Below are 23788 nucleotides of genomic sequence, written 5' to 3'. Positions count from 1 at the left end.
GCCCGGCGCAACTTGCGCCGGACCCACGCGATGGCCCGTCCCCCTCAGTGCTGCCAGACGTCGTAGGCGCCCCCGGCCAGCTCATCCCGGTGGGCGATGCCCAGCTTGGCAAACATCCGGTACAGGTGGCCCTCCACCGTCCGCAGGGACAGGGAGAGCTCGACGGCGATGTCGCGGTTGCTGGCGCCCCGGTGGACCAGTTCGGCGATCTCCGCCTCGCGGCGCGTCAAGCGCACGACGGCCCCGGCCCCGTCCGCGGCGCTGGAGGCGGCCGCCTCGCCCAGATGGCCCAGTGCCGCGGTGCGCCGCTTGAGCGCACGGACGGCGTCGTGGATGCGGCCACGGTCCCCGCGCCGTTCCAGGATGGCCACGGCCGCCGCCGCACATTTGGCGGCCGGAAGGTCCCTGCCCTCGGTGGCGGCGTCGTCGCCCAGACGCATCAGGGCGGCTGCGTCGCGGGCCGTCAGCGCCGTGGCAAACGCGAGCGAGAATTCCGCCGCCCGGCCCTCGCTCCCGGCGGCCAGTTCGGCCAGCCGCGGCGCTACGGAGGTGTCCCCGGCATGGATGGCCAACGTCAGGATGTCCATTTCGGCCGCCACGGCGCCGCAGTCCCCGGCCTCCGTGGCCAGCTCCAGCAGCTCGGCGGCCGCCGCGGGGTGGCCCGGCAGCACGGCGCGGGCGGCCGCGGCGTAGGCGCTGGAGAGCACGGCGGTGAGCCGCCCGCGCGCCGGATCGCAGGCCGCAAAGCCTTGGACATACGCCGCCGCAGCATCCAGCTGGCCCAGCGTCGCCGCCGCATATGCCGCCGCGGCCAGCGCCATGGGCAGGTCGTTGCCGGGATCGGACTCCCGCAGCCCCTCCACCGCGGCACCCAGCAGTCCCAGCGCGGCGGCAATGTTCCCCTGGGCCAGGTCGCCGAGCCCCTGCGCCAGGTGGAAGGATCCGCCATAGTAGAGCAGGGACGCGTGCTGGCTCTCCACGAACGACTCCACGTACCGGGCCCGGACCTCGAATTCGCCGGCGTTGAGCAGGGCCAACAGGTAGCGGCGGAGCACAAATTCGCTGTGGTGGGCCAGCGTTTCGCCACCGGAGCCCAGCAGGTCCAGGGCGTCATTGACCACCTGGATAGCTGTCAGCGGCCGGCCGGTGACAGCCAGCACCTCGGCCAACAGGGCCCCGGCCAGGATGCGGTTCTCGGCGTCACCCCGCGCGCCCTCCCACAGGGATCTCAGCTCCGCCTCGGCACCGTGGTAGTCCCCGCCGGCATGGGCGGCCTGGATGGCCAGCAGCCGGCAGCCCACCAGGTGGTGGTCGGCGCCGGCCGCGTCCAGGGCACCGGCGGCCAGCAGACGCGGCACCGCCGCCGACCACGCCTCGGCAACGGCGGCCACCGCCACCTGCCCGCGCCCCAAGCGCAGGGCGATGGTGCCGCGCAGCAGGGCCGCGGCCCGGACCGTGGCGGGACGGCCGTCCGTCTCCACCACCGAGGCCAGGGCCGCCGCGGCCGAACGATCGTCGCCGCGGCACATATGCGCCCGGGCCAGCTCGACTTTCGCGGCCCCGGCCAGCGCCGGATCGCTGACAGCACTGGCCGCGGCGTCGACAAAGTCCGGCAGGAACAGCCGGTTGCCGACCACCGCCGCGGCCAGGATGTCCTCATCGGGGATCTGCACGCCCCACTCCAGTGCCCAATCCACGTAGCGCAGCAGCCCGCCGGTGGTGGCGGGGCGCGCATCCATCATCGAGATGATCCGGCGCCGGATGGCCATGCTGCGTGCCGTGGGCACCAGCGAGCGGATGACCTCCCCCACCAGCGGCTGGACCAGGCGGACGGTGCGTCCGGCATCGGCGGCCACCTGGATGAACTGTGCCTCCTCCAGATGGTCCACCGCGGAGCTCTCCACACAGCGCTGCAACACGGCCAGCTCGATCGATTCGGCCAGGGCAATGGCCTCCAGCGCATCACGCTGGGCCACGCTCAGCAACAAGACCTGGTTGCGGACCAGGTCCCGCAGGCGCAGGGTGAACCCGGCAGGCTCGGCCACCAACAGCCAGAGTTCGTTGCGCTGCAGGAGCGCACCCGTGCCGCGGGCATGGTCCAGAAGTTCGCGCAGATACATCGGGTTTCCGCCGGCGGTCCGGCCCAGCAGGGCCGCGGCGCTGGGCATCACGGGAGAGCCCAGGATGCTTCGGCACAGCTGCTCCGACTGGGCCGCATCCAGCGGCTCAAGCTCAAAGCGCTCCAGCAGGCCGTCCGCCGACATCTGCACCAGCTCGGCCGGCGGCGGCGGAAAGGTCCGGCACAGGAAGACCAGCTTCGCCGCCCCGGCAGCGGCCAGGGCGGCTATGGCCGCGGCGCTGGCGTCGTCCAGGTACTGGGCGTCGTCCACCACCACCACGGCCGGGGCGCCGTCGCGCTCACCGCCGCGCAGGGTCGCCATCAGGGCACGCACCACCGCCGTCGGGGTGCCCGTCAGGCCGGGGGTCAGGCCCGTCAGCAGCGGGGCCAGCGCGCCGTAGGGGACGGAGGCCAGCGCCGGGGAGGCGAAGGTGTAGAACGGGCGGATGCGCCCGCCGGCCTGGGCCAGCACATGCCGGACCAGGGCCGTCTTGCCCATCCCCGCCTCGCCCAGCACCAGGGCGCCGTGGCCGTCGGTGTCCAGCAGCGTGTCCAGCACCGCCGCGGCCACCCCCTCGCGTCCCAGCAGCGCCCCGGCCACAGTGGTTTCCGTTGTCATTGGTCCTCCCCCGCTACTCCGAGCGCAAAGGACAGTTCCGAACGCTCGGCGATCCGCAACTTCGAAAAGATTTGGTACAGGTGGCCCTCGACGGTCCGCACGGAGATGTGCAGGGTCCGGGCAATGTCCTTGTTGGCGGACCCGACGGCGGCAAGCGTGCCGATCTGGATTTCGCGACGGGTCAACGGGAGGGCCGCCGCTGCGCCGGGATGGGTGCCCCCGGCACGGCGCCGGGCGCCCTCCAGCAGGGCCCGCAGCCGGCGGATCCTGTTCTTCTCCAAGACTCCGGGGGCCAGCGCCAGGGCCGCCTCCGCCGCGTCAATGGCGAAGCCGTCGTTGCCCAGTTGCACCGCCTGGGCCGCGGCCTGGGCCAGCTGCGCCGGGTCCTGCTCCAGCAGCCCGCGGGCGTATGCGGCGCAGACCTGGGCATAGCCGCCGTCGTACCCGCCGGCCCGCTCCAGCAGCTCCAGCAGCTCCCCCGCGGCATCCGTGCTCCCCAGCCGGATGGCCAGGCTCAGCGACACCACTGCGGCGCTGCCGCGGCCCGCGGCGGCGTCCTCGGCGGCCAGTTCCCGCAGCTCGCGTGCGGGGCCGTCCGCGCCGAGGGCCTTGCCCCGGGCCATCAGGCAGAAATAGGCGCCCAGCCGTTCCACCACCCACTCGCCGGTGCCGGTGTACCGCTCCTTGGCCGCCAGATGCTCCATGGCCTCGGCCGGCCGTCCGCTGGTGGCGCAGGCGTAGGCATAGGCCGCATGGGCCAGGCCCAGGGCGCCGCCGGCATCGTGCACCTTCAACTGGCTGATGGCCGGTTCCAGCAGGGCCAGGCACTCCGGACCCCAGCCGCGCAGCGCCACCAGCACGGCCTGTGGCAGCTCGGTGGAGTTGTATAGGTCAAAGAGCGATGCCGTGTCCAGGGATTCCTCATCCCGGCGCATCAGCGCCGCGGCCTCGTCCCAGCGGCCGGCCAGCAGATAGCTGTAGTAGATGCGCCCATGGGCGGCCAGCATGACCTCCACGGGCACCAGCGGTGGGTTGTACCGGGCCAGCAGGGTGTCCGCCAGGGTGCCGGCGGCGACGGCGGCACCCTGGACCGCCAGCAACTGGCACAGATGGCTGCCGGCCAGCAGGCGGAAGCACGGGGCGTGGGCGGCCGAATCCGCGTAGAACGCTTCCAATGACTGCACCAGCTCCGGCGTCCCCGCCCCCGTCCAGGCCGCCGCACCGGCTTCGGCGAGCACCAGCGCCTCGCGCAGGAGTCCGGCGTCGGCCCCCTCCGGCACCACCGTGGGATCCCCCGCCGAGGGGTAGAGTTCGCCACGAACCTTCGCCAGGATGGCTGCGGCCGCCGGCCAGCCATCGGGCCGGGTCAGCAGCACGGACGTCTCGGCCAGCATCAGCCCCGCCCAGTCGGCCAGGCCGGGCTCCGGATGTTGGAGGGCCTGGTAGGAGCGCAGCACGGACAGTGCCTCCGTGGGCCGTCCGAGCGTCATCAGGGCCCGGATCCGTTCCGTGGCCACCGCCGTGTCGGCGCCGGCTCCGATGGTCTCCACCAGGCGCAGGGCCAGCCGGGCATCGAGGTTGTTGTTGGCCAGCCGGGCCGCCGCCAGGGCCGTGTCCCGGCCCAGCGGTGCGCCGCAATCCAGCGTCCAGCGTGCACAGGCCAGCTCCACCTCGTGCACGCCGGGCACACCCCGGGCAGCGGTGCCGTCCGCAGCGGCCAGAACCTGGAGCCGGAGCTCGTTGCTGCGGCCCTCGGGCACATGGGCACGGACGGTGGCGGCGAACAGCTGGTTGTCCAGATGGACCGACTTCGCGGCATCGATGCGCAGCAGGCCTGCCTCCTCCAGCCCATCCACCTCCTGCGCCCCGGCCACCGCCAGCAGCGCGCCCAGCGGCAGCGCCTCCGCGAGGGCCACAATCTCCACCACGCGCCGCCCGGGCGGGTCCAGCCGTGCCAGCGTGGTGGCGAAGAGTTCCATCGCCGGGGATCCGTGCTGCAGCTTTTCCTCCGCGAGCACCCAGACGCCGTCGCGCAGCAGCATGGCCCCTGCCTCGTGCAGGGTGCCGGCCAGGGTGCGCAGGAACAAGGGATTGCCCCCGCTGGAAGTCCAGAGCACGCGGGCCACCTGCCGGGACACCGTGGCCCCCAGCCCGGCCTGCATCCACGCCAGGGCCTCCGCGAAGCCCAGCGGCGCCACGGTGAACTCACGGACCAGTCCGTCCTTGGCCAGATCCGCAAGTTCGCGCGGCAGATGGACGGCATCGGCGCAGGTGAGCAGCAAACGGACGGTTCCGGACCGGGCGAGCTGGGCCATGACGACGGCGGACAATTCGTCCAGTTCACTGGCATTGTCCACGTAGAGGCAGATGCCGCGGCCCGCGGCCCGCTCCTGGAGCAATGCCATCAGCCCTGCCAGCACATGGACCGGGTGGTTGATGGTTTCCGGATCCAGCTCGCTCAACAGCACCGTCAGGGCGCCGTAGGGCTGGGTCGCCAGTGCCGGGCTGACCCGCAGCCCCATCACCAGCAGCTCCGCCCGCAGTTCCTTGAGCGCCTGGTTGGCCAAATACGTCTTGCCCACACCTGAGGGGCCGCTCAGGAGGACACCCGCGGACCCTGGACCCGGGGGCGCGTCGACCCCCCGGAGTGACTGGGCAATCTGCCCCACTGCCGTGGCATGGCCGGTGAAGGGCCAATGCACCTCGACGGACTTCACGGCAGCCACCCACGCTGCCGCGAATCGATCCCCGGTGCCGAACTCCAGACTGGTTGCAACATGGCTGAGACCTTTGCATTCATGCTTCTGACTGTGAGTCCACGGTAGCGAGAGTGTTTTCCCCTGACACGAGTACCTACTACTCGTTTTTGCGGACAGCACTACGTGGAAATGCGTCAGTCCACGCCCAGATCAGACCTGCTGCCCCCGGGATTCGACGGCAGCGGCCAGCTGGCCGCGTGCCGTAATACCCAATTTGGTGTAGCAGCGGTACAAGTGTCCCTCGACCGTGCGGACCGAAAGATGCAGTGCCCCGGCGATTTCCTTGTCACCCAACCCCGCCAGCACCAGGTCCACCACCTCGCGTTCGCGCCGCGTGAGCAGCGCGGATGCGGGGCGCGGCGCCGCATCCTCGGCCCCGTCCCAGTCGGCCCCGGTGGCTTCACGGCACTGCGCCAGCAGCTCGCGCACACGAGGCACCATTTCGCGGTCGTGGTTGCGGCCCATCAGGGCCAGCGCCCCCTCGTAGCAGGGCACCGCGGCACCGTAGATGCCGGCCTCGCGCAGGGCGTCGCCGGCGCGCAGATAGTGCGGCACATCCCCCGCCTGCAGGGCCCAGCCGTATTTTGCCAGGGCCGCGGCCCAGCCGCCCTCGGTGCGGCCGGCCAGCTCGGTGAACCGCTCCAGCCGGCTCCTCTCGCCCAGGCCCACGGCCAGTTCCAACGCATGCAATTCCAGGAAGGCGGCATGCTGGACCGCCGCGGCATCGGCGCTGGCCAGCAATGCGGCAATCCCGCTGCCGTCCCCACGCAGCAGTTCCAGCCCCGCATTGAAGTAGTCCCGGGCATTGGAGGTCACCAGATACATCCCGGCCTTGGTCCAGTCCAGGTATTCGGCCATCAGCGATTCGGCCGTCTCGCGCTGTCCCAGGGCGGCCGCGGCATAGAAGGCCAGGGCCGCACATAGGGACATCATCTGTTCCGGATCGCTTTCGCGCAGCGCTTCCAACCCTGCCATGAGGATCGGTTGCGCCCGGGCCAGGTTGCCCTGCCGCACGGCCATGTACCCGATGCCGACGTGGATGGAGCCGCTGAAGGACACCATCGCCGCGCCCGAGGACAGGAAGTACTCGTCCATCAAGGTCTGGGCCGCGGCCCATTCCCCGGCGCTGAGGCAGCAGGCAAGATGGCGGACCAAAATGAACTCGGGCAGGAAGAAGACGCTTTGCCCCTCCGGCTGGACAATCGCGAAGGCCTCCATCGCGCGTGCCACCCCGGCCAACGGCCGGCCCATCGCGCACTGCCGTTCGGCGTCGAGCGCCAGGACCAGTGCGCGGGTCAACAACTGGCCCTGCCCCGGTTCGGCCGGAGCCGCAGCCAGCAGTTTCTCCGCCAGCGGGCCCATCGTGGCGTAGTCCCCCGTCATCGAAGCGGCCAGCAGGTCAAGGACGGAGCTGCGGGTGGCCGTGGCCGCCAACGCCTGCGCCGCCGCGGCCTCATCGCCGGCATCCCGGGCGCGCTGGGATTCGTGCTGTCCCCAGGCCCGCAGCGCTGCGGCATCGGCGCTGATGTCCGCCACCGGATGCCCCAGCGCGGTGCGGACGGCGGCCCGCAGCAGGGAATGGAACATCATCGAGTCAAGGTCCGGCACGTGCCCCGCGGCAGGTTCCAGCAATTCGGCAGCCTGGGCGTAGTGGCCCATGTTGAAGTGTGCCCGTGCCATGATCGCAGCCCGCCGGCCGTTCAACGCCGGATCCCGCACGGCGGCGGCGATGCGCAGGGCCGTTTCGTTGCGGAAGATTTTGCACGCCAGCTCCGCTGCGCGCACCAGCAGGGCGTCCTCAACGTCGGTGCCGCACTCCAGCGACCACGCCACAAAGCGCAGCAGCGCCGCAGGTTCGTCGGGGTGCACCACCATGGTGGCCAGAAACCGCCGGTGCAGGTCCATGGAGCGGGAGGCGGGTACGGTGCGGCGCAGGACCGCGCCATACAGCGGGTTGACCAGGCCCAGGGCGGTCCCCGTGCGGCCGCCGCGCTGCACCAGCCGTTCGTCCAGAAGTTCGGCCAGTGGCTCCTCGCCCAACAGGGACACCACCTGGGCCTGTTCGACCGGTTCGGCGAGCGCAATCAGGTTCAGCACCTCGCGGGCCGGGGCGCTGAGCCGGCGCAATTGCATGGCAACCACATCGGCCGCCTCCAGCGGCGTCCCGCCGTACCCCGCGGAGGTCAGCAGCCAGACGCCGTTGCGCTGGAGCAAGGCACCGCTGCGGCGGAACTCCGCGAGCAGTGTCTTGACCATCAGCGGATTCCCGCCGGAGGCCGCCCACAAACTCCTGCTGGTGCTGGCCATCACCGTCCCGCCCAGCACCAGCGTGCACAATTCATGCACCTGGGCCGGCCCGAGCGGCTGCAGGTCAAAACGCTCGGCCCATCCCTCATCCCACAGCCGGACCAGCGGGTCCGGCAGTCCCGGCCGGGGTTTGCTGGTGGCCACCACCTTGGCCCACTCGGCGCGGACCAGTTCGGTGATGATCTCGGCCGAGGCGTCATCGAGCACCTGGGCGTCGTCAACGAGGACCAGGGCCGGGCGGTGCGCGGCCGCCGCCGGGCCCAGCCGCTCCCAGAGGGCACGGAGCACCAGCACCCGGGTCAGGTTGCCGCCCCGGACGTCCGCCAAATAGGGGGCCAGTGCGCCATAGGGCACGGCGGCCAGGGCAGGTGTGGCATGGACGGCAAGCACAGTGGTTCCGGTTGGGGCCCGCTCGCCCAGCCGGGCCAGCAGGGACGAAGCGCCCAGCCCATAGTCCGCCAGGACAAAGACCGCCCGGCATTCGGCCCCCTCGAGCATGCCCTCGATGGTGGCCACCACGGCATTGTGGTCGATCCACGGCTCGCGCGGCGCAGCCAACCCGGGCATGGCCCGGGCGCTGCCGGATTCAGAATCGCTGGGGTCCATCGATGTCGCTCCTGGATGAAATCCCCAGTTTCGTGAATATTTGGTAGAGGTGCCCCTCAATGGTGCGCACGGAGACATCCAGGGCGGCCGCGATGTCGCGGTTGCTCAGACCCTCGCCGGCCATCTTGGCAATCTGGCGTTCACGGCCGGTCAGCTCCGGCCCGTGCGTGTGCGGCGCGAGCGGCAGCAGCGGCAAGGTGGCGGCCAGCTCCTCCAGCCGGGCCTGGGCCTCGCGCCAGCCGGCACCTGGATGCACCCCTCTGTCAATGTCCGTCGCCAGCACCAGGGCCCGCGACTCCACCGCATCCAGCCCCAGGGCGCGGGCGGCATCGGCCGCTTCCAGCAGGGTCGCGGCGTTCTTGGTCCGGCTGCCGGAGGCCATCAGGACATTGATGCGGGCCATGCCGCCCTGCCGCCGGGCGCTGATCTCCTCAAGCAGGGCAAATTCCTCGTCCGTGCCGTGGACGGTGGCGCCAAACAGGGACGTCGAGGCCGCCGTGATCCTGCCCTTGGCGAGGTCTACCCGGGCGGATTCGATGAGTTTCTGCTTGGCCCCGGGCTCCTGGAGCCAGCGCCGGGCCATCAGGTTGCAGAACTCGGCCATCGACCTCACCACCCATTCCCGCGGCGGGCTGCACTCGGCGGCCAGGTCCAGATGGCGCCGGGCCGCGGCGGCGTCGCCGAGCTGGGCATAGGCGAAGGCGAGGGCGGAGTCGGCGAACGCGGAGTCCGGCAGGTTGTCGCGGACATCGAGCTGTGCCTTGGCCCCGTGCAGCAGGCCCAGCGCCAGCTTGCCGTGGCCGGCGTAGAGGTAGCCCACGCCCAGGGCCAGTTCGGCGGCACCACCGCCATACCGCATGGCGCCCGGGACCTCGTCCAGCACCTGGCGCAGGGCGGACGTGCAGGCGCGCCAATCCCCCGAGAACAGCCGCCCCAGGTAGAGGCCCTCGCGGCACTCGGCGCGCATGCTCAGCGCGATGCCCGCCGCGTCGGCCTCGGCCGCCACGTCCAGGGACAGCGTGACGGCGTCCAGTTCGCGGCCCGTCATGGCCCAGGCCACCGAGAGCAGGGCGCCGCAATTGAGCCGGAAACCATGGTCGGTGCCGGACAGGTAGGCCTTTTCCAGGCCATCGACGACCTCGGCGAACTCGCCCTGGTGGACCTTGAGGGCATAACCGGCCAGCTTGAGCTGGTCCGCGCCGTCGCGCAGATCACCGCCGTCGCCGGCGCGTGCCGCCATGGCCTCCTCCGCCCCGGCCAGGGCCTGCTCGATCAGGCCGGTTCCCTCCGGCAGGTACAGCAACACCCTGCACAGTTGGACCATGTAGGCGCCGTAGTCGACGGCGCTGACCGCAGCCAGCTGCTCGGCGCTCGCCTCGCGGAGGGCGGCCAGGGCGGCCCGTGGATCGGCGAGCACCAGGTGCGCCCAGCTGCGCTGCTGGCACGCCGCCACCCACTGCGGATCCGCGGGCGTGATGGTCCCGGCGCAGCGCAGCGCCAAGGACGGGTCGAACAGGCCAAGGGCCAACCGGGCGGCCTCCAGCGCCACGGCCGGGTCAAGCGGGCCGCCGCCGTCGATGGTCCACAGCGCAAACGTCAGCAGATCCTCCATGGCCAGACTGCCCGGGTCGGGCCCCACCATGGCGGAAATGCGCCGATGCAACGCCCGCCGCCGGGTCTCGTCCATCCAGCCCAAAAGCACTGTGCCGAGGTAGTCGTCCGCCAGCGACACCCAGCGCCTGTCGTTGCGTTCAATGGCCAGATACCCGGATTCCTCAAGCCAGGCCATCATCTCCGGACCCCACAGGTCCGCCAGCACCGCCAGCGGGCTCCGGCGCAGGATGGCCATCTCCTCCAGGGCCTCGCGCACACCGGCGGGTTCGCGCGCCAGCCGGGCCTGGACGAGCTCGGCGAGGGCATCGGCCGAGGCCACTGTGACAGGGCCGCGCAGGGCCCAGACGTTCTCGTTCAGGTGCAGGTTGTCCGAGCGCAGCTGCTCGGTCACCATGGCCTGGAGCACCAGCGGATTGCCGTGGCTGGCGGCATGGAGGCCGCTCACAGCCGTGGCCGAGACGGTGTGGCCCAGCGTCCCGGTGAGCAGCTCCAGCACCTCGGGGCGGGAGAAGTCCGGCAGGTGCACATGGGCCATCATGTGGTCCTTCAACCGCCAGGCCAGATCCTCGGGCAGATCACCCAGCTGGCGCACCAGCACCAGCACCTTGGCATGGCCGCCCAGCATCAGGTGCATCAGGACGGCGGTGCTCATGTCGTCCATGGCGGGGAGGTCGTCGACCACGACCAGCGTGGGCTTGCCGGCGGCGTCGGTGCGGATCAGCTCGCTGATGGCACTGACAATTGCCCCGGGCGAGGCCATCGCCTCGGGCGCCAACCGGGCCAGCAGGAAGTCTAGCTGGCCGAACGGAACGGCCGCGCTGGCCACTTTTCCGTAGAGGTGCAGGGTTCGGTTCTTACGGACCAACCGCCGTTCGACGGCGCGGGCGAGCGTGGTCTTTCCGGTGCCGGCGCCGCCGCTGATGACGACGCCCTCGACGACCCCGGAGCCCAGCTGCGCCGCCACGGCGTCCACCGCGTCCTGGCGGACCACCGACGACCATCGCGCCCTGGCAGCCGCACCCATCGGGTGGGGCTCGCCCCGCACGTCGATGGCGTCTGCCGGTATGCGTTCTGCTCCGTCGAGGGACCCGCTCACTAATTACCCCCGGACACGGTCAAGCGGCTGGAATGTGCGTACATTTCACCATACCGCCATCATGGCCCCGCCAGTAGGGAGCTGCGCCGTGTCACTCGGCGACGGCTAGCGCACCTGTCCGTGGAATTTCTGCTGCGCTGCCACCAGTCCATCGGTGATCAGCAGCTCGGTGGCGTCCGCGGCATCGCCGATGAGGAAGGGCAGTTCCTTGGCCTCCGGAGCGGAAAAATCCTTCAACACGTGGTCGGCAGCATCCTGGCGCCCCGGAGGCCGCCCGACGCCGGCGCGGACGCGGTAGTAGTCCTTGGTGCCCAGTGTCTTGGACATGTCGCGCAGGCCGTTGTGGCCGCCCTCGCCGCCGCCAAGCTTGAGTTTGATGGTGTCGAACGGGATGTCGATCTCGTCATGGACGGCTATGACATGGTCCGCGTCGACGTCGAAGAACTTGGCCAGCGCCGCCGTCGGGCCACCCGTAAGGTTCATGAAGGTCAGCGACTTCGCCAGAATGAGTTTGGGGCCGCCAATGCCCAACCGGCCCTCGGCCACCAGGGCGCGGGCCTTGTGGGTCTTGAAGGAGGAGCCCACGCGCGATGCCAGCTCCTCGACCACCATGTAGCCAATATTGTGTCTGTTGCGGCTGTAGCCGGGCCCGGGATTCCCGAGCCCGACTACAAGCCAGGTGTTGCCCATCAAGGTGGAGACTACTCTGCAGCAGCTTCTTCGGCGACAGCAGCGGCCTCGTTGAAGTTCACGATCAGGGTCTCGGCGTCGGCCAGCAGGGTGGAGCCGGTCGGCAGCACCAGGTCGGAAGCGTGGATGCGCTCGCCGGCCTTGCGGCCCTCGATGGAAACCTCAACGTGAACCGGCACGTGGGTGGCCTCGGCCTCGAGGGAGATGTGGTTGGCTTCCTGGCTCACAACGGTGCCGGAAGCGGCTTCGCCCACGAGGACGACGGGGATCTCAACGGTGACCTTTTCGCCCTTGACGACGGTCAGCAGGTCGATGTGCTCGATGATCTGCAGCAGCGGGTCGCGCTGGATGTCCTTGACCAGGGCGAGGTGCTCTTCGCCGGCAACGTTCAGGGTCAGCAGGGCGTTGGAGGCACGCACGGCGCGGGTGGTCTCGCGCTCCGGCAGAACGATGTGGATGGGCTCTTCGCCGTGGCCGTAGATGACGGCGGGGATCTGGTTGGCGCGGCGGGCGCGGCGGGCAGCGCCCTTGCCGAATTCGGTGCGCAGTTCAGCGGCAAGCTTGATGTCAGTCATGGAAAAACTCCTTCAGGGGGTGGGATTCGGCTTTGGACTTGAGGCCTGGCCACGAACCGCCACGTTGCCGTGAAGGAGTTGCAGACCCAGTCGATGACGGAACGCCGCGTGGTGCGGCACTCCCTCGCCAAGGTTTCGCTTTTAACGATACCAGCCCCCGCCGTCCACAGGGACCGCGGGGGCTGGTTCAGCAATTGCCTGGCGTCAGGCCTGGCCGTCGAAGAGGCTCGTCACGGAGCCGTCCTCGAAGACCTCCTTGATGGCCCGGGCGATCAGCGGGGCGATCGAGAGCACCGTCAGGGTGCTGAAGCGCTTGGCGGCCGGGATCGGCAGCGTGTTGGTGACCACCACTTCGCGGGCGCCGCACTCGGCCAGGCGCTGGGCGGCCGGGTCGGAGAACACGGCGTGCGTGGCGGCGATGATGACATCCTTGGCCCCGGCGTCCTTGAGCACGCGCACGGCGCCGGCGATGGTTCCACCGGTGTCGATCATGTCATCGATCAGCACGCAGGTGCGGCCCTCGATCTGGCCCACCACCGTCTTGGAGACGGCCTGGTTGGGCACGGTGAGGTCGCGGGACTTGTGCACGAAGGCCAACGGGGCGCCGCCCAGGCGCTCGGCCCACTGCTCGGCCACGCGGACGCGGCCGGTGTCCGGGGAGACCACCGTGATGTTGTCGGCCTCGACGCGGGTGCGGATGTAGTCGGCCAGCAGCGGGATGGCGAACAGGTGGTCCACGGGGCCGTCGAAGAAGCCCTGGATCTGCGCGGTGTGCAGGTCAACGCTCATGATGCGGTCCGCGCCGGAGGTCTTGTAGAGGTCCGCCACCAGGCGCGCCGAGATGGGCTCGCGGCCGCGGCCCTTCTTGTCTTGGCGGGCATACGGGTAAAACGGGGAGACCACAGTGATCCGGCGGGCCGAGGCACGCTTGAAGGAGTCGCACATGATCAGCTGTTCCATGAGCCAGTTGTTCAGCGGCGCCGGGTGCGACTGGATGATGAAGACGTCCTTGCCGCGGACGCTTTCAGGGGAACGAACGTAGATCTCACCATTGGCGAAATCGTAGGCGGACATCGGCAGCAGCTCGGTTTCGAGCTCCCTGGCCACCTCCTCCGCCAGTTCGGGGTGCGCGCGGCCGGACGCCAACACCAATTTCTTGTCGACGTTATGGCTGAGTTCGCTCATGGGATCACTTTCTCGCTGTGTGCTGTGCTGCGGGCTGGTAAGGAGGGGATTGCGGAGGTGGGCGTCAGGCGCCGGAGATGTCCGCGGTGGCCGAAGCCTGGGCCAGCTCGGCCGAGATGGATCCGGGCCGGTTGGCCTCGACCCAGCCGGGGACGTTGCGCTGGGCGGCGACGTTGAGCGTCAGGGCGCCGGCTGGAACGTCCTTGCGGATGACGGCCCCGGCGCCGGAGTAGGCGCCGTCGCCGATCTCGACGGGTGCCACGAAGACGGTGTTCGACCCCGTCCGCACGCCCGAGCCGATCTTGGTCCGGTGCTTGTTCACGCCGTCGTAGTTGGCGGTGATGTTGCCGCAACCGATGTTGGTGTCCTCGCCGATCTCCGCGTCCCCCGCGTAGCCGAGGTGCGAGAGCTTGGAGCCGCGGCCGATGGTGACGTTCTTGGTCTCGTAGAAGGCGCCGATCTTCCCGTCCGCACCCAGCACGGTGCCGGCCCGCAGGTAGGTGAACGGTCCCACGCTGGCCCCCTCGCCGATGATCGCGCCGGAGCCGTGCGTGCGCGTGACGTGGGCGCCCTCACCGATCGCCACGTCGGTGAGCGAGCTGTCCGGCCCGACGACGGCGTCGCGCGCCACGGTGGTGGCGCCGTGCAGCTGGGTGCCGGGCAGGATGGTGACATCCTCCGCCAGGACCACTGTGGAGTCGATCCAGGTGGTGGCGGGATCCACGACCGTCACGCCGGCGCGCATCCACCCCTCCACGGTGCGGCGGTTGTGCTCGGCGCCCAGGGCAGCCAGCTGGACGCGGTCGTTGGCGCCCTCCACCTGCCAGCGGTCCTCGGTCACGACGGCGGCCACGCGGCCCCCGGCGGCCCGGGCGATGGAGAGGACGTCCGTCAGGTACATCTCGCCCTGGGCGTTGTTGACGGTGACCTGGCCCAGCGCGGTGCGCAGCACGGCGGCGTCGAAGGCGTAGATGCCGGAGTTGATTTCGCGGATTTCACGCTCGGCGTCGGTGGCGTCCTTGTGCTCGCGGATGCCGGCCACGGTGCCGTCGGCTTCGCGCAGGATGCGGCCATACCCGGCGGCGTCCGCCAGCACGGCGGTGAGCACCGTCACGGCGTTGGCGTCCCCCTCGTGCGTGGCCACCAGCTCTTCGAGCAGTTCCGTGGTCAGCAGCGGCACATCGCCGTAGGTGACCACCACCGTGCCGGCCACGGGGGCCTCGGCGTCCAGGGCGTCCAGCGCGGCCTGGACCGCGCGCCCGGTGCCGGGAACCTCGTCCTGGTCAACGATCAGTGCGGAGGCGTCCAGCGCGGCAAGGTGGGCGGCGACGAGGTCGCGCTCATGGCGGACCACCACGGCCAACCGCTCCGGGGCGAGCCCGCGGGCCGCTGCCAGCGCGTGGCCGACCATGGAGATGCCGCCGAGTTCATGCAGGATTTTGGGGGTCCGGGACTTCATCCGGGTTCCGGCTCCGGCGGCCAGCACCACGACGGCGGCTGGCTGGGCGGATGCGGAGGTGGCGGAACTGGCGTCTTGGGGGCTCACTAAGTGGCACTCCTACCCGGACAAGGTCCGTGATTTAACTGAGCAAGGGCTATGCCAATGTTACCTGCACTCGGCCCCCACCCGTGTTCCGCCCATAGGACTCGAACCTATACTCCACAGCTCCAAAGGCTGGGGTGCTGCCATTACACCAGGGCGGACCGTGCCACGCCCAAGGACGTTCGCACGAGTACCAAGTGTGCCACGCGGCCCCGCCCTCGCGCGACTTGGCCACGATTTGGCCGCGACTTGGCCGCGATTTGGCCCGATTGGCCCGGTTGCGTGGCCCGCTCCGGGCCGTCCTGCGCAGCGCTGAGCTCCAACTGTGCGCAGGAGCTGCTCCTGCGCACAGTTGGCCGCCAACGCCGCGCAGGAGGGTCCGCCAGCTGCCCTGCACAGGGCAGCTGGCGGGGGTTGCGGCCCCCAACCGCGGCGGCAAGGCCCCGACCGCCGCCGCTGTGGCAGCACGATGTGGTGCATGGCAACCTTTGGGAGCACCACGTTTGACCCGACACTAAGCGTTCTGCAGTCACTTGGCGCTGCCGCACGCCGCATGGATCTGTTGGCAGCGGGCGTATCCCGCCGCCGTCTGGCTGCGGCTGTGGCCGAGGGCCGCGTGGTCTTGGCCGGCCATGGGGTTTATTATGCACTGCCCGGTGCCGACCCGATGGCCATCCATTTGGCCACACACCAAGGAGTCAAAGCCTGTTTCAGCGTGGCGGCAGCCCGTGGCCTCTGGTGCATCAGGGACCCCGAGACACCCCACATTGCCGTTGCACATGGCCGCTCGGTGCCCGGCTGCGTGGTGCACCGCCACAAAGGGCCGCTGGGACTTCTGGACGTGCTGCGGCAGTGCATCCGCTGCGGTACGGAAGTCGAAGCGCTGGCGGTGGTGGAATCCGCCGTCGTCCTGAAGGAAACCAGCATTTCCACCCTGCGGGCGGCGTTTACCGGCCTCGGCGGTGCCGCGGGCCGGCGCATTCTGGACATGCTGGATCCACAGTCAATGTCCATCATCGAGACAGTGGCCCGCTACCACTTGCGCCGTGCCGGCTACAGCGTCCACAGCCAGGTAGCGGTGCGCGGCATGGGGCATTTGGACCTGATGGTCGAAGGCATTTTGGGGATCGAACTGGACGGGGAGGCCTACCACAACAACGCGAAAGCATTTGAGGAGGACCTCCGGCGCGGCAATGTGCTGGTCATCCGCGGCATCCCCACCCTGCGGATCACGGGCGCCATGGTGCTGTTCCATCCCGAGGTGATGCTGGGGTGGGTGCGCGCGGCACTGGAAACGTACCGTTCTGCGCAGGGTTAACGCGCAACCATGCGCAGGAGCTGCTCCTGCGCAGCGCCAGCGGCCAACGCTGCGCAGGACGGTACGGGCAGGGCCGCTACTCGAGGATTTCGGAGGCCTCGAGCCACTCCATCTCGAGCTCTTCCTTCTCCCCCGCGACGTCCGCGAGCTTGCGGTTGAGCTCGCCCAGCGCCTCGTAGTCGCCCACCTTGGACTCCATCTGCGCATGCAGCTTGGTTTCCTGCTGGGCGAGCTTGCCGAGCTGGCGCTCAATCCGGTTCAGATCTTTGCGGGCATCGCGCTTCTGCGCCTCGGTGGGACCGGATGCGGTGCCGGCCGCACCGGAGGACGCTCCCGCCGGAGACCCCGACGGCGTCGAGGACTGCCCGGAAAGGGTGGCCTCGCGCAGTTCCAGGTACTGGTCCACACCCAGGGGCAGGCCGCGGATCTTGCCATCGCCCAAGAGCGCCATCTGGTGGTCGGTGGCGCGTTCGAGCAGGTAACGGTCGTGGCTGACCACCACCAGCGTGCCGGGCCAGCCGTCCAGCACGTCCTCGACGGCGGCCAGCGTGTCGGTGTCCAAGTCGTTGGTGGGCTCATCGAGCATCAGCACGTTCGGCTCGCCCACCAGCAGCCGCAACAGCTGCAGCCGCCGGCGCTCGCCGCCGGAGAGGTCCTTGACCAGGGTCCATTGCTTTTCCTTGGTGAAGCCCAGCTGCTCCACCAGCTGGCCCGCGGTGAGCTCGCGCCCGCCCACGGCAAAGCTGCGCTTCTCGCGTTCGATGACCTCCAGCACGCGCAGCTCCAGGACGTCGTCGAGCTCCGTGACCTCCTGGCTGAGCACAGCGGTCTGGACGGTCTTGCCGCGCTTGACCTTGCCGGAGGTGGGGGCGATTTCGCCGTTGAGCAGGCGCAGCAGGGTGGTCTTGCCGGCGCCGTTGACGCCCACCAGGCCCAGCCGCTCCCCCGGTGCCAGGCGCAGGGTGATGTTGTTGAAGAGTTCCTTGGAACTGCCGTCCTCCGCGGTGTAGGCGAGCGAGACGTTTTCCAGGTCCAGCACGTCCTTGCCCAGGCGCGCGGTGGCCATCTTGCTCAGCGAGACGCTGTCGCGGGGCTCCGGGACGTCGGCAATGAGGTCGTTGGCGGCCTCGATGCGGAACTTCGGCTTGGCCGTGCGGGCCGGGGCGCCGCGGCGCAGCCAGGCCAGCTCCTTCTTGACCAGCTGGACGCGCTTGCTCTCCATCACCGAGGCCGAGCGGTCGCGCTCGGCCCGGGCCAGCACGTAGGCGGCGTATCCGCCGTCGAACATGTCCACCATGGCATCGTGGACCTCCCACGTCCGGCTGCAGACCTCGTCGAGGAACCAGCGGTCGTGGGTGACGACGACGAACGCACCCTCGTTGGCGCGCCAACGGGCCTTCAGGTGCCGGGCCAGCCAGGCCACACCCTCCACGTCGAGGTGGTTGGTGGGCTCGTCGAGCATAATGACGTCGTCGTCGCCGATCAGCAGCTTGGCCAGCGCCACACGGCGCTTCTGCCCGCCGGAGAGCGCGTGGACGTTGGCGTGCCAATCGACCTCGCCCACCAGCCCGCCCATGACCTCGCGGATCTTGGGGTTGGAGGCCCACTCGTGGTCGGCGGCGTCGCCCACGATGGCCTCGCCCACGGTCAGGTCCGCGTCCAGGACATCGGATTGGTCCAGGTAGCCCACCGTGACGCCGCCGCGGACCGTCACCCGGCCCGAATCGGAGGTTTGGCGCCCGGCCAGCAGGCGCATCAGGGTGGACTTGCCGTCACCGTTGCGGCCCACAATGCCAATGCGGTCGCCCTCTTCCAGGCCCAGCGTCACCCCATCGAGGACGGTGCGGGTTGCAAAGGCGACGGAGAGGTTTTCTCCGCCCAAAAGGTGGGCCACAGTGGACTGCTTTCACTAAAAATTGGGGGCGTTCCATCGTACCCCGCGCCCCGGGACGGCCTTAATGCCTGATGTCCGAGACGATCTTGGCCCCGTGCACCGGACCGTGCACCGCCAGCGCGTTGTAGCCGGCGCCAGCCAGCCGCGCGGCCAGCTCCAGCGCGTGGTCCTCGTCCGCGGCCAGCATGGCCACGGTGGGTCCCGAGCCGGAGACGACGCCGGCCAACGCACCCAGGCGCACGCCGTCGGCCAGGACGTCCGCCAGCTGCGGGGCCAGCGAAATGGAGGCCGGTTGGAGGTCGTTCACCAGGGCCTTGGCCAGCGCGGGGGCGTCGGAGGCGCGCAGCGCGGACAGCACGGCGGGGTCCACCGCCTCGGGCACCGCCGGGTCGGCACCGGAGGCCGCGCGCAGCCGGTCCAGGGCACCGAAGACCGCCGGTGTGGACAGCCCGAAGTCAGCCTGGACCAGCACCCAATGCAGCGCGGCCGGGGCCAGCGCCGGGTTGAGCCGGTCCCCCACCCCGAGCCCGATCGCGGCGCCGCCGAGCAGGCCGAAGGGCACATCGGCGCCGAGTTCGGCGGCCAGGTGGGAGAGCTCCTCGCGGGAGAGCCCGCTGTTCCAGAGCGCATCGCAGGCCAGCAGGGTGGCGGCGGCGTCGGCCGACCCGCCGCCCATGCCACCGGACACGGGGACGCGCTTGGTGATGTCCAGGTGCACGCCGCAGGCCCGCTCGCTGACCTCCGCCAGCAGGGTGGCGGCCTTGACCACCAGGTTCCGGCCGTCCAGCGGGACGCCGGCGGCCAGGCCCGGGACGGAGTTGGAGTTGATGCTGAGCGTGATGTCCGACGGCGCGGTGCCAGGTTTGGAGGTGGCGGTGATTTCCTCGTACAGCGACACGGCCAGGTACAGGCTCGCCACCGAATGGTAGCCGTCCGGGCGCAGCGGACCGGCACGGAAGGAGACGTTGATCTTGCCCGGGGCCTTGACCCGGACGGTGCGCGCGCCGGCGGCGGAGGTGCTCATGGCATCCAAGCTACGCCGCCGCTACGCCGTCAGGGGGATCTTGGCCTCGGCAATCCGGGCAAAGGCGGCCACATCGATCACTTCACCGCGGGCGCTGGGGTCAACCCCCGCCTCGCGCAGGCAGCGCTCCGCCTCGGCCGGGCTGCCGGCCCAACCGGCCAGGGCGGCGCGCAGGGTCTTGCGGCGCTGGGCAAAGGCGGCGTCGATCACGGCAAAGACCTCTTCGCGGCTGGCCCGGGTCACCGGCGGCTCGTGCCGGGTGAAACCGACCAGCCCGGAAGAGATCTTCGGTGCGGGCCAGAAGACGTTCATGCCGATCACGCCGGCCTTGCGCATCTGCGAGTACCAGGCCGCCTTGACCGAGGGGACGCCGTAGGTCTTGGAGCCGGGGCCCGCGGCCATCCGGTCAGCAACCTCGTCCTGGACCATCACCAATCCGTGCTGCAGCGACGGGAAGCGCTCCAGCAGGTGCAGCACCACGGGCACGGCCACGTTGTACGGCAGATTGGCCACCAGTGCGGTGGGGACCCGGGGCAGCTCGGTGACGCGCATGGCATCGGCGAGCACCACGTCCAGGTTGGCGGCCTTCTCCGGCCGGAAGTCGGCAATGGTGCTGGGCAGCTTGGCGGCCAGCACGGGGTCGATCTCCACCGCCACCACGTGCGCGGCGGCGTCGAGCAGGCCCAGCGTCAGCGAGCCCAGCCCGGGGCCGACCTCCAGCACCGTCTCCTGGGGGTCGACCCTGGCCGCGGCCACGATCCGGCGGATCGTGTTGCCGTCGATCACAAAGTTCTGGCCCAGGGTCTTGGTGGGCCGCACGCCAATCTCCTCGGCCAACCGGCGGATTTCGGTGGCGCCAAGAAGCGCTTGGGGCGTGGGGGTGGATTGGGGTTCAGTCACCAGCCAATCGTAGCGACTATTCCTAACCGGCGGCGTGGGCACAGCCCCACGGGCCCAGGCCGGCCTTGGCGTAGTAGGTGTTGGCGACGGCGATCTGCTGGGCGCGGCTGGCAAGGTCGGCGCGCGGGGCGTAGGTTCCGCCACCGTTGGCCATCCAGGAGCCGATGTCGAACTGCAGGCCGCCGTAGTAGCCGTTGCCGCTGTTGATGGACCAGTTGCCGCCGGACTCACACGCGGCGATCCGGTCCCACATGGCGTCATTCGCCGTGGCGGGAGGCGTGGCGCCGGTGTTGCCACCGGCCGGGGCGGCTACGGGGCGGTCCTTGCCGCCCACCGTGATCTGCTCGGCCACAGGCTCGGCCGTGACCTTCTTCTCGGTCTCGGTCCGGCTGACCTCGCGGCCGTCAATGCTGACGACGGCGTAGCTGGTCACCACTGTGCCGGCCACACCGGCTTTGGTGGTCTTCGCCTGGTCCTTGAACAGGGCCGGGTCCACCGTCTTCTCCGTGGTGAACGGCACGGCGGTGGTCACGGAATCGGTGCCACCGGCAGCCACACGGGACACCTTGATGACCATGTTGGTCACCACCGTGGCGTCGGCGGGCTGGGAGAGCATGTCGTTGGCGCCCACCGTGATGCCGGCGGCGGAGAGCACTTCCTGGACGGTTCCCGCCGTCGTCGTGGAGTCAACGCTCTTGCCGTCGGCCAGGATCTTGACCGTCTTGGGGGTGGTGATGTCGATGACGTCGGAGCTGGCCAGCGTCATGTCCACGGGCCGTGAAATGGAGGCGTTGGCCGAGATGCCGAGCTGGTTGACCAGCTCCCCCACCTTGGCGGTGGTGGTCTGGACCACAGTCTTGGCCCCGTCGAGATTGACTTTGATCTGCTTGGACGTGTTGACGGTGATGACCGTCCCGTTCTCCACTGTGGAGCCAAGTGCGGGGCTGACCTCGTCAGCGGACTTGACGTCGACGCTGGCCCGGGACAGAACCTCCCCGACGGAGCCACCGAATGTTTGCACCGAGTGTGCCTGTCCATCCACCAGAACGGTGACGGACTTGTTGGCGCCAATGAAAGCCACCAGCCCCAGAACCAATGCAACCAGGACCACTGCCTGGGTGCCGATCTTCGCCAGACTCGGCCTGCCATCCGTTGTGAAGAAGTTGTTCACTTGAACCCGTAACTACTAGAGCATCCGGGCACGGGGAATTGCGCGCGATTCGGCCGCGGCGATCCCAGGAGATGATCCATGGTCCGCGGGCCGGCACGTGCGCCGCCACACGTGGCAATGCCGGCGCAAGCCGCCAAAAACGGTGCGCGCATGCCAGTGAAATTATCCGTTGGCCTTCCCCGACCCCGGCTAATAGTTCCTCAGCGTAACCTAATCGTGACCATTAAGACAAGGGTTGGTAACGGCGCGTCAACTGGAAACCGGCCCCAAAAACCGCTAGGCAGGGTCTTGACAGACCGCCCCGCGCTAGTCCCAGGAGCCGTAGACGGCGAGTGTATTCGCGTTCAATTGGGCGCCCAGATCCGCCAGCTCACGGCCCAGCAGCGCCGCCATCGAACGCACGGTGTAGGGCACCATGTAGCTCGCATTGGGGCGGCCACGGTGCGGGTGCGGTGTGAGATATGGCGCATCCGTTTCCACCAGGACCAGTGCCGGATCGGCCACCAGCAGGGCCTCGCGCAGATTCTGCGCATTTTTGAAGGTCACGGTTCCGGCGAAGGACATGTACCAGCCGTTGTCGTTGCAGATCCGGGCCAGTTTCGCATCGCCGGAGAAGCAATGGAACACCACCTTTTCCGGGAGGCGTTCGGTGCCCAGCACGGCCACCACGTCATCGTGGGCATCACGGTCGTGGATCTGCAGCGCCAGCGAGCGCCGGGCGGCAATTTCGATGTGCCGGCGGAAGGAATGGTGCTGGTCCGCCACGCCGTCGGCGCCGGTGCGGAAATAGTCCAGCCCGGTCTCGCCGATGGCGCGGATGCGCGGATGTGCGGCCAGCGCGTCGATCTCCGCCAGGGCGGCCTCGAGGGCGCCGGCACGGGCCAGATCCGGGGCGTCGTTGGGGTGGATCGCCACGGCGCCGAGCAGGCGCGGATCAAGGTCGACGGCGGCCGCGGTGAAGCGCGAGGTCGCCAGGTCGCAGCCCACCTGGACGGCGCCGGCCACACCCACGGCCTCGGCTGCATCCAGTGCATCCTTCAGCGCCACATGCGCCGCCACGCCGTCGGAATCCGGCAGGTCAAAGTGCGTGTGGTTGTCGTACACCGGCACGGGCAGCGGCTCGGGGGCCGGCGGGAAATGCGGGGATTCATCGCGGCGGTATGGGCGGGGAATCTGGTGGCTGCACATAGCCATCCACTGTAGCGAGCCGCCACGGCCGCCACAGGCACCCCTGCGGGGAAATGCTAGTAACGTGGGTCACAACCCGCTGGTCCGGGGTGGGGCGGAGCGTGCCGCCACGGACCCGTCCGCCGCGCGCGAAAGGCCACCGATGGAACCACAGGACAGCACAGCCCTCAGGGCTGCAACCAACACCATGTCCGGCATGGGCCGCGAACACTTTGGCCAGATCAGCGCGCGCATCCTGGCCGCCGTGAACACCGTCATCGACGGCAAGGCCGAGGCCGCGGAACTTGCCTTGACGGTGCTGCTGGCCCAGGGCCACCTGCTGGTGGAGGATGTCCCGGGCGTGGGCAAGACGATGCTGGCCAAGACCCTGGCCCGGACCATCGACTGCAGCACCAGCCGCATCCAGTTCACCCCGGATCTGCTGCCCTCCGACGTCACGGGCGTCTCCATCTACAACCAGTCCACCGCCAGCTTCGAGTTCCGCCCCGGCGCCGTGTTTGCCAACATCGTCATCGGCGACGAGATCAACCGGGCCTCGGCCAAGACGCAGTCTGCGCTGCTGGAGTGCATGGAGGAGCACCAGGTCACGGTGGATGGCACCTCGCACCATCTGCGCGAGCCCTTCATGGTGGTGGCCACGCAGAACCCCATTGAAATGGAGGGCACCTACCCGCTGCCGGAGGCCCAGCGCGACCGGTTCATGGCCCGCATCTCCATGGGCTATCCGGATGCGGCGGCGGAAATGGCCATGCTCTCCACCCACCAGTCCGTCTCGCCGCTGGATGCCGTGGTGCCGGTGGCGACCGCCGCTCAGGTGGCAGCGATGATTGCCCTGGTCCAATCAACCTTCGTCTCCTCGGCCGTCAAGGAATACACCGTGGCGCTGGGCCGGGCCAGCCGCGAGAGCAAGCACCTGCGCCTGGGCGCCAGCCCGCGCGCGCTGCTGCAGCTGCTGCGGGCGGCCAAGGCCCATGCCACCTTGGCGGGGCGGGACTTCGTGCTCCCCGACGACATCCGCGCCTTGGCCGAACCGGTGCTGGCGCACCGGATCATCGTGGACCGGCGGGCCGCCAGCGCCGGTGCCACCGCCGCCTCCGTGGTGGCCGAGCTGGTCGCGGGGCTGCCGGTGGCGGCAGGTCCGGCCGGCCGCAACGGCACCTCTCCCGGCCGGCGGTAGCCC

General features: G+C 69.9%; 15 protein-coding genes and 1 tRNA gene. 2 read left to right on the top strand and 14 right to left on the bottom strand.

The window, feature by feature from the left end:
• Positions 1-44: 44 nt before the first annotated feature.
• The 9 genes from ACQCSX_RS18650 to ACQCSX_RS18610 all read right to left on the bottom strand — a co-directional run bounded on the left by ACQCSX_RS18650 (position 45) and on the right by ACQCSX_RS18610 (position 15274).
• Positions 45-2738, bottom strand: coding sequence for a LuxR C-terminal-related transcriptional regulator (locus ACQCSX_RS18650; RefSeq protein WP_427016720.1), 2694 nt, complete (start codon positions 2736-2738; stop codon positions 45-47).
• Positions 2735-5455, bottom strand: a complete 2721-nt coding sequence (locus tag ACQCSX_RS18645) for a LuxR C-terminal-related transcriptional regulator (RefSeq protein WP_427016719.1) — start codon at positions 5453-5455, stop codon at positions 2735-2737. The genes ACQCSX_RS18650 and ACQCSX_RS18645 overlap by 4 nt, the downstream gene beginning before the upstream one ends.
• Before the next feature lie 192 nt (positions 5456-5647).
• The gene (locus ACQCSX_RS18640; protein WP_427016718.1) at positions 5648-8410 is read right to left on the bottom strand and encodes a LuxR C-terminal-related transcriptional regulator; all 2763 of its coding nucleotides are present in this window, start codon (positions 8408-8410) and stop codon (positions 5648-5650) included.
• On the bottom strand, positions 8391-11120 hold the full coding sequence (locus tag ACQCSX_RS18635; RefSeq protein WP_427016717.1) for a LuxR C-terminal-related transcriptional regulator: 2730 nt from the start codon (positions 11118-11120) through the stop codon (positions 8391-8393). Before ACQCSX_RS18635 ends, ACQCSX_RS18640 begins: the two co-directional genes overlap by 20 nt.
• 105 nt (positions 11121-11225) lie before the next feature.
• Positions 11226-11810: an aminoacyl-tRNA hydrolase gene (gene pth / locus ACQCSX_RS18630; RefSeq protein ID WP_427016716.1), complete on the bottom strand. Its 585-nt coding sequence runs from the start codon at positions 11808-11810 to the stop codon at positions 11226-11228.
• Between the two features lie 11 nt (positions 11811-11821).
• On the bottom strand, positions 11822-12385 hold the full coding sequence (locus ACQCSX_RS18625; protein WP_427016715.1) for a 50S ribosomal protein L25/general stress protein Ctc: 564 nt from the start codon (positions 12383-12385) through the stop codon (positions 11822-11824).
• 204 nt (positions 12386-12589) lie between these two features.
• Positions 12590-13570, bottom strand: a complete 981-nt coding sequence (locus ACQCSX_RS18620) for a ribose-phosphate diphosphokinase (protein ID WP_427016714.1) — start codon at positions 13568-13570, stop codon at positions 12590-12592.
• 64 nt (positions 13571-13634) lie between these two features.
• A complete protein-coding gene (gene glmU / locus ACQCSX_RS18615) occupies positions 13635-15116 on the bottom strand; it encodes a bifunctional UDP-N-acetylglucosamine diphosphorylase/glucosamine-1-phosphate N-acetyltransferase GlmU (RefSeq protein ID WP_427016713.1) in 1482 nt (493 codons plus the stop codon).
• 86 nt (positions 15117-15202) lie between these two features.
• Positions 15203-15274, bottom strand: a tRNA-Gln gene (locus ACQCSX_RS18610).
• 317 nt (positions 15275-15591) lie between these two features.
• On the opposite strand from ACQCSX_RS18610, the gene ACQCSX_RS18605 reads away from it, so the two are divergent.
• Complete coding sequence (locus tag ACQCSX_RS18605) at positions 15592-16431, top strand: endonuclease domain-containing protein (RefSeq protein ID WP_427016712.1); 840 nt, start codon at positions 15592-15594, stop codon at positions 16429-16431.
• 76 nt (positions 16432-16507) lie between these two features.
• Here the strand turns inward: ACQCSX_RS18605 and ACQCSX_RS18600 are convergent, their stop codons facing one another.
• From ACQCSX_RS18600 to ACQCSX_RS18580, 5 genes are all read right to left on the bottom strand, one after another.
• Positions 16508-18325 carry an ABC-F family ATP-binding cassette domain-containing protein gene (locus ACQCSX_RS18600; RefSeq protein ID WP_427016711.1) on the bottom strand — a complete coding sequence of 606 codons (1818 nt, stop codon included), beginning with the start codon at positions 18323-18325 and terminating at the stop codon, positions 16508-16510.
• A 61-nt stretch (positions 18326-18386) separates the two neighbouring features.
• Positions 18387-19349, bottom strand: coding sequence for a 4-(cytidine 5'-diphospho)-2-C-methyl-D-erythritol kinase (locus ACQCSX_RS18595; RefSeq protein ID WP_427016710.1), 963 nt, complete (start codon positions 19347-19349; stop codon positions 18387-18389).
• 21 nt (positions 19350-19370) lie between these two features.
• A complete protein-coding gene (rsmA, locus tag ACQCSX_RS18590; RefSeq protein ID WP_427016709.1) occupies positions 19371-20249 on the bottom strand; it encodes a 16S rRNA (adenine(1518)-N(6)/adenine(1519)-N(6))-dimethyltransferase RsmA in 879 nt (292 codons plus the stop codon).
• 22 nt (positions 20250-20271) lie between these two features.
• Positions 20272-21420 (bottom strand): transglycosylase family protein, encoded by a 1149-nt coding sequence (locus tag ACQCSX_RS18585; RefSeq protein ID WP_427016708.1) that lies wholly within the window; start codon positions 21418-21420, stop codon positions 20272-20274.
• A 306-nt stretch (positions 21421-21726) separates the two neighbouring features.
• A complete protein-coding gene (locus tag ACQCSX_RS18580; protein ID WP_427016707.1) occupies positions 21727-22608 on the bottom strand; it encodes a TatD family hydrolase in 882 nt (293 codons plus the stop codon).
• 142 nt (positions 22609-22750) lie between these two features.
• On the opposite strand from ACQCSX_RS18580, the gene ACQCSX_RS18575 reads away from it, so the two are divergent.
• Positions 22751-23785 carry an AAA family ATPase gene (locus tag ACQCSX_RS18575; protein ID WP_427016706.1) on the top strand — a complete coding sequence of 345 codons (1035 nt, stop codon included), beginning with the start codon at positions 22751-22753 and terminating at the stop codon, positions 23783-23785.
• Positions 23786-23788: the final 3 nt, after the last annotated feature.

This window comes from Pseudarthrobacter sp. P1, from assembly GCF_050156935.1.
Classification (GTDB): domain Bacteria; phylum Actinomycetota; class Actinomycetes; order Actinomycetales; family Micrococcaceae; genus Specibacter.
The sequence above is the reverse complement of the archived record's forward strand: the minus strand, read 5'-3'. Positions and strand labels throughout refer to the sequence as shown.

Coding starts and splice junctions, on each gene's coding strand:
- ACQCSX_RS18650 (WP_427016720.1), bottom strand. CDS start 2,738: ATGACAACGGAAACCACTGTGGCCGGGGCGCTGCTGGGACGCGAGGGG.
- ACQCSX_RS18640 (WP_427016718.1), bottom strand. CDS start 8,410: ATGGACCCCAGCGATTCTGAATCCGGCAGCGCCCGGGCCATGCCCGGG.
- pth (WP_427016716.1), bottom strand. CDS start 11,810: ATGGGCAACACCTGGCTTGTAGTCGGGCTCGGGAATCCCGGGCCCGGC.
- ACQCSX_RS18625 (WP_427016715.1), bottom strand. CDS start 12,385: ATGACTGACATCAAGCTTGCCGCTGAACTGCGCACCGAATTCGGCAAG.
- ACQCSX_RS18620 (WP_427016714.1), bottom strand. CDS start 13,570: ATGAGCGAACTCAGCCATAACGTCGACAAGAAATTGGTGTTGGCGTCC.
- ACQCSX_RS18605 (WP_427016712.1), top strand. CDS start 15,592: ATGGCAACCTTTGGGAGCACCACGTTTGACCCGACACTAAGCGTTCTG.
- ACQCSX_RS18595 (WP_427016710.1), bottom strand. CDS start 19,349: ATGAGCACCTCCGCCGCCGGCGCGCGCACCGTCCGGGTCAAGGCCCCG.
- ACQCSX_RS18580 (WP_427016707.1), bottom strand. CDS start 22,608: ATGTGCAGCCACCAGATTCCCCGCCCATACCGCCGCGATGAATCCCCG.
- ACQCSX_RS18575 (WP_427016706.1), top strand. CDS start 22,751: ATGGAACCACAGGACAGCACAGCCCTCAGGGCTGCAACCAACACCATG.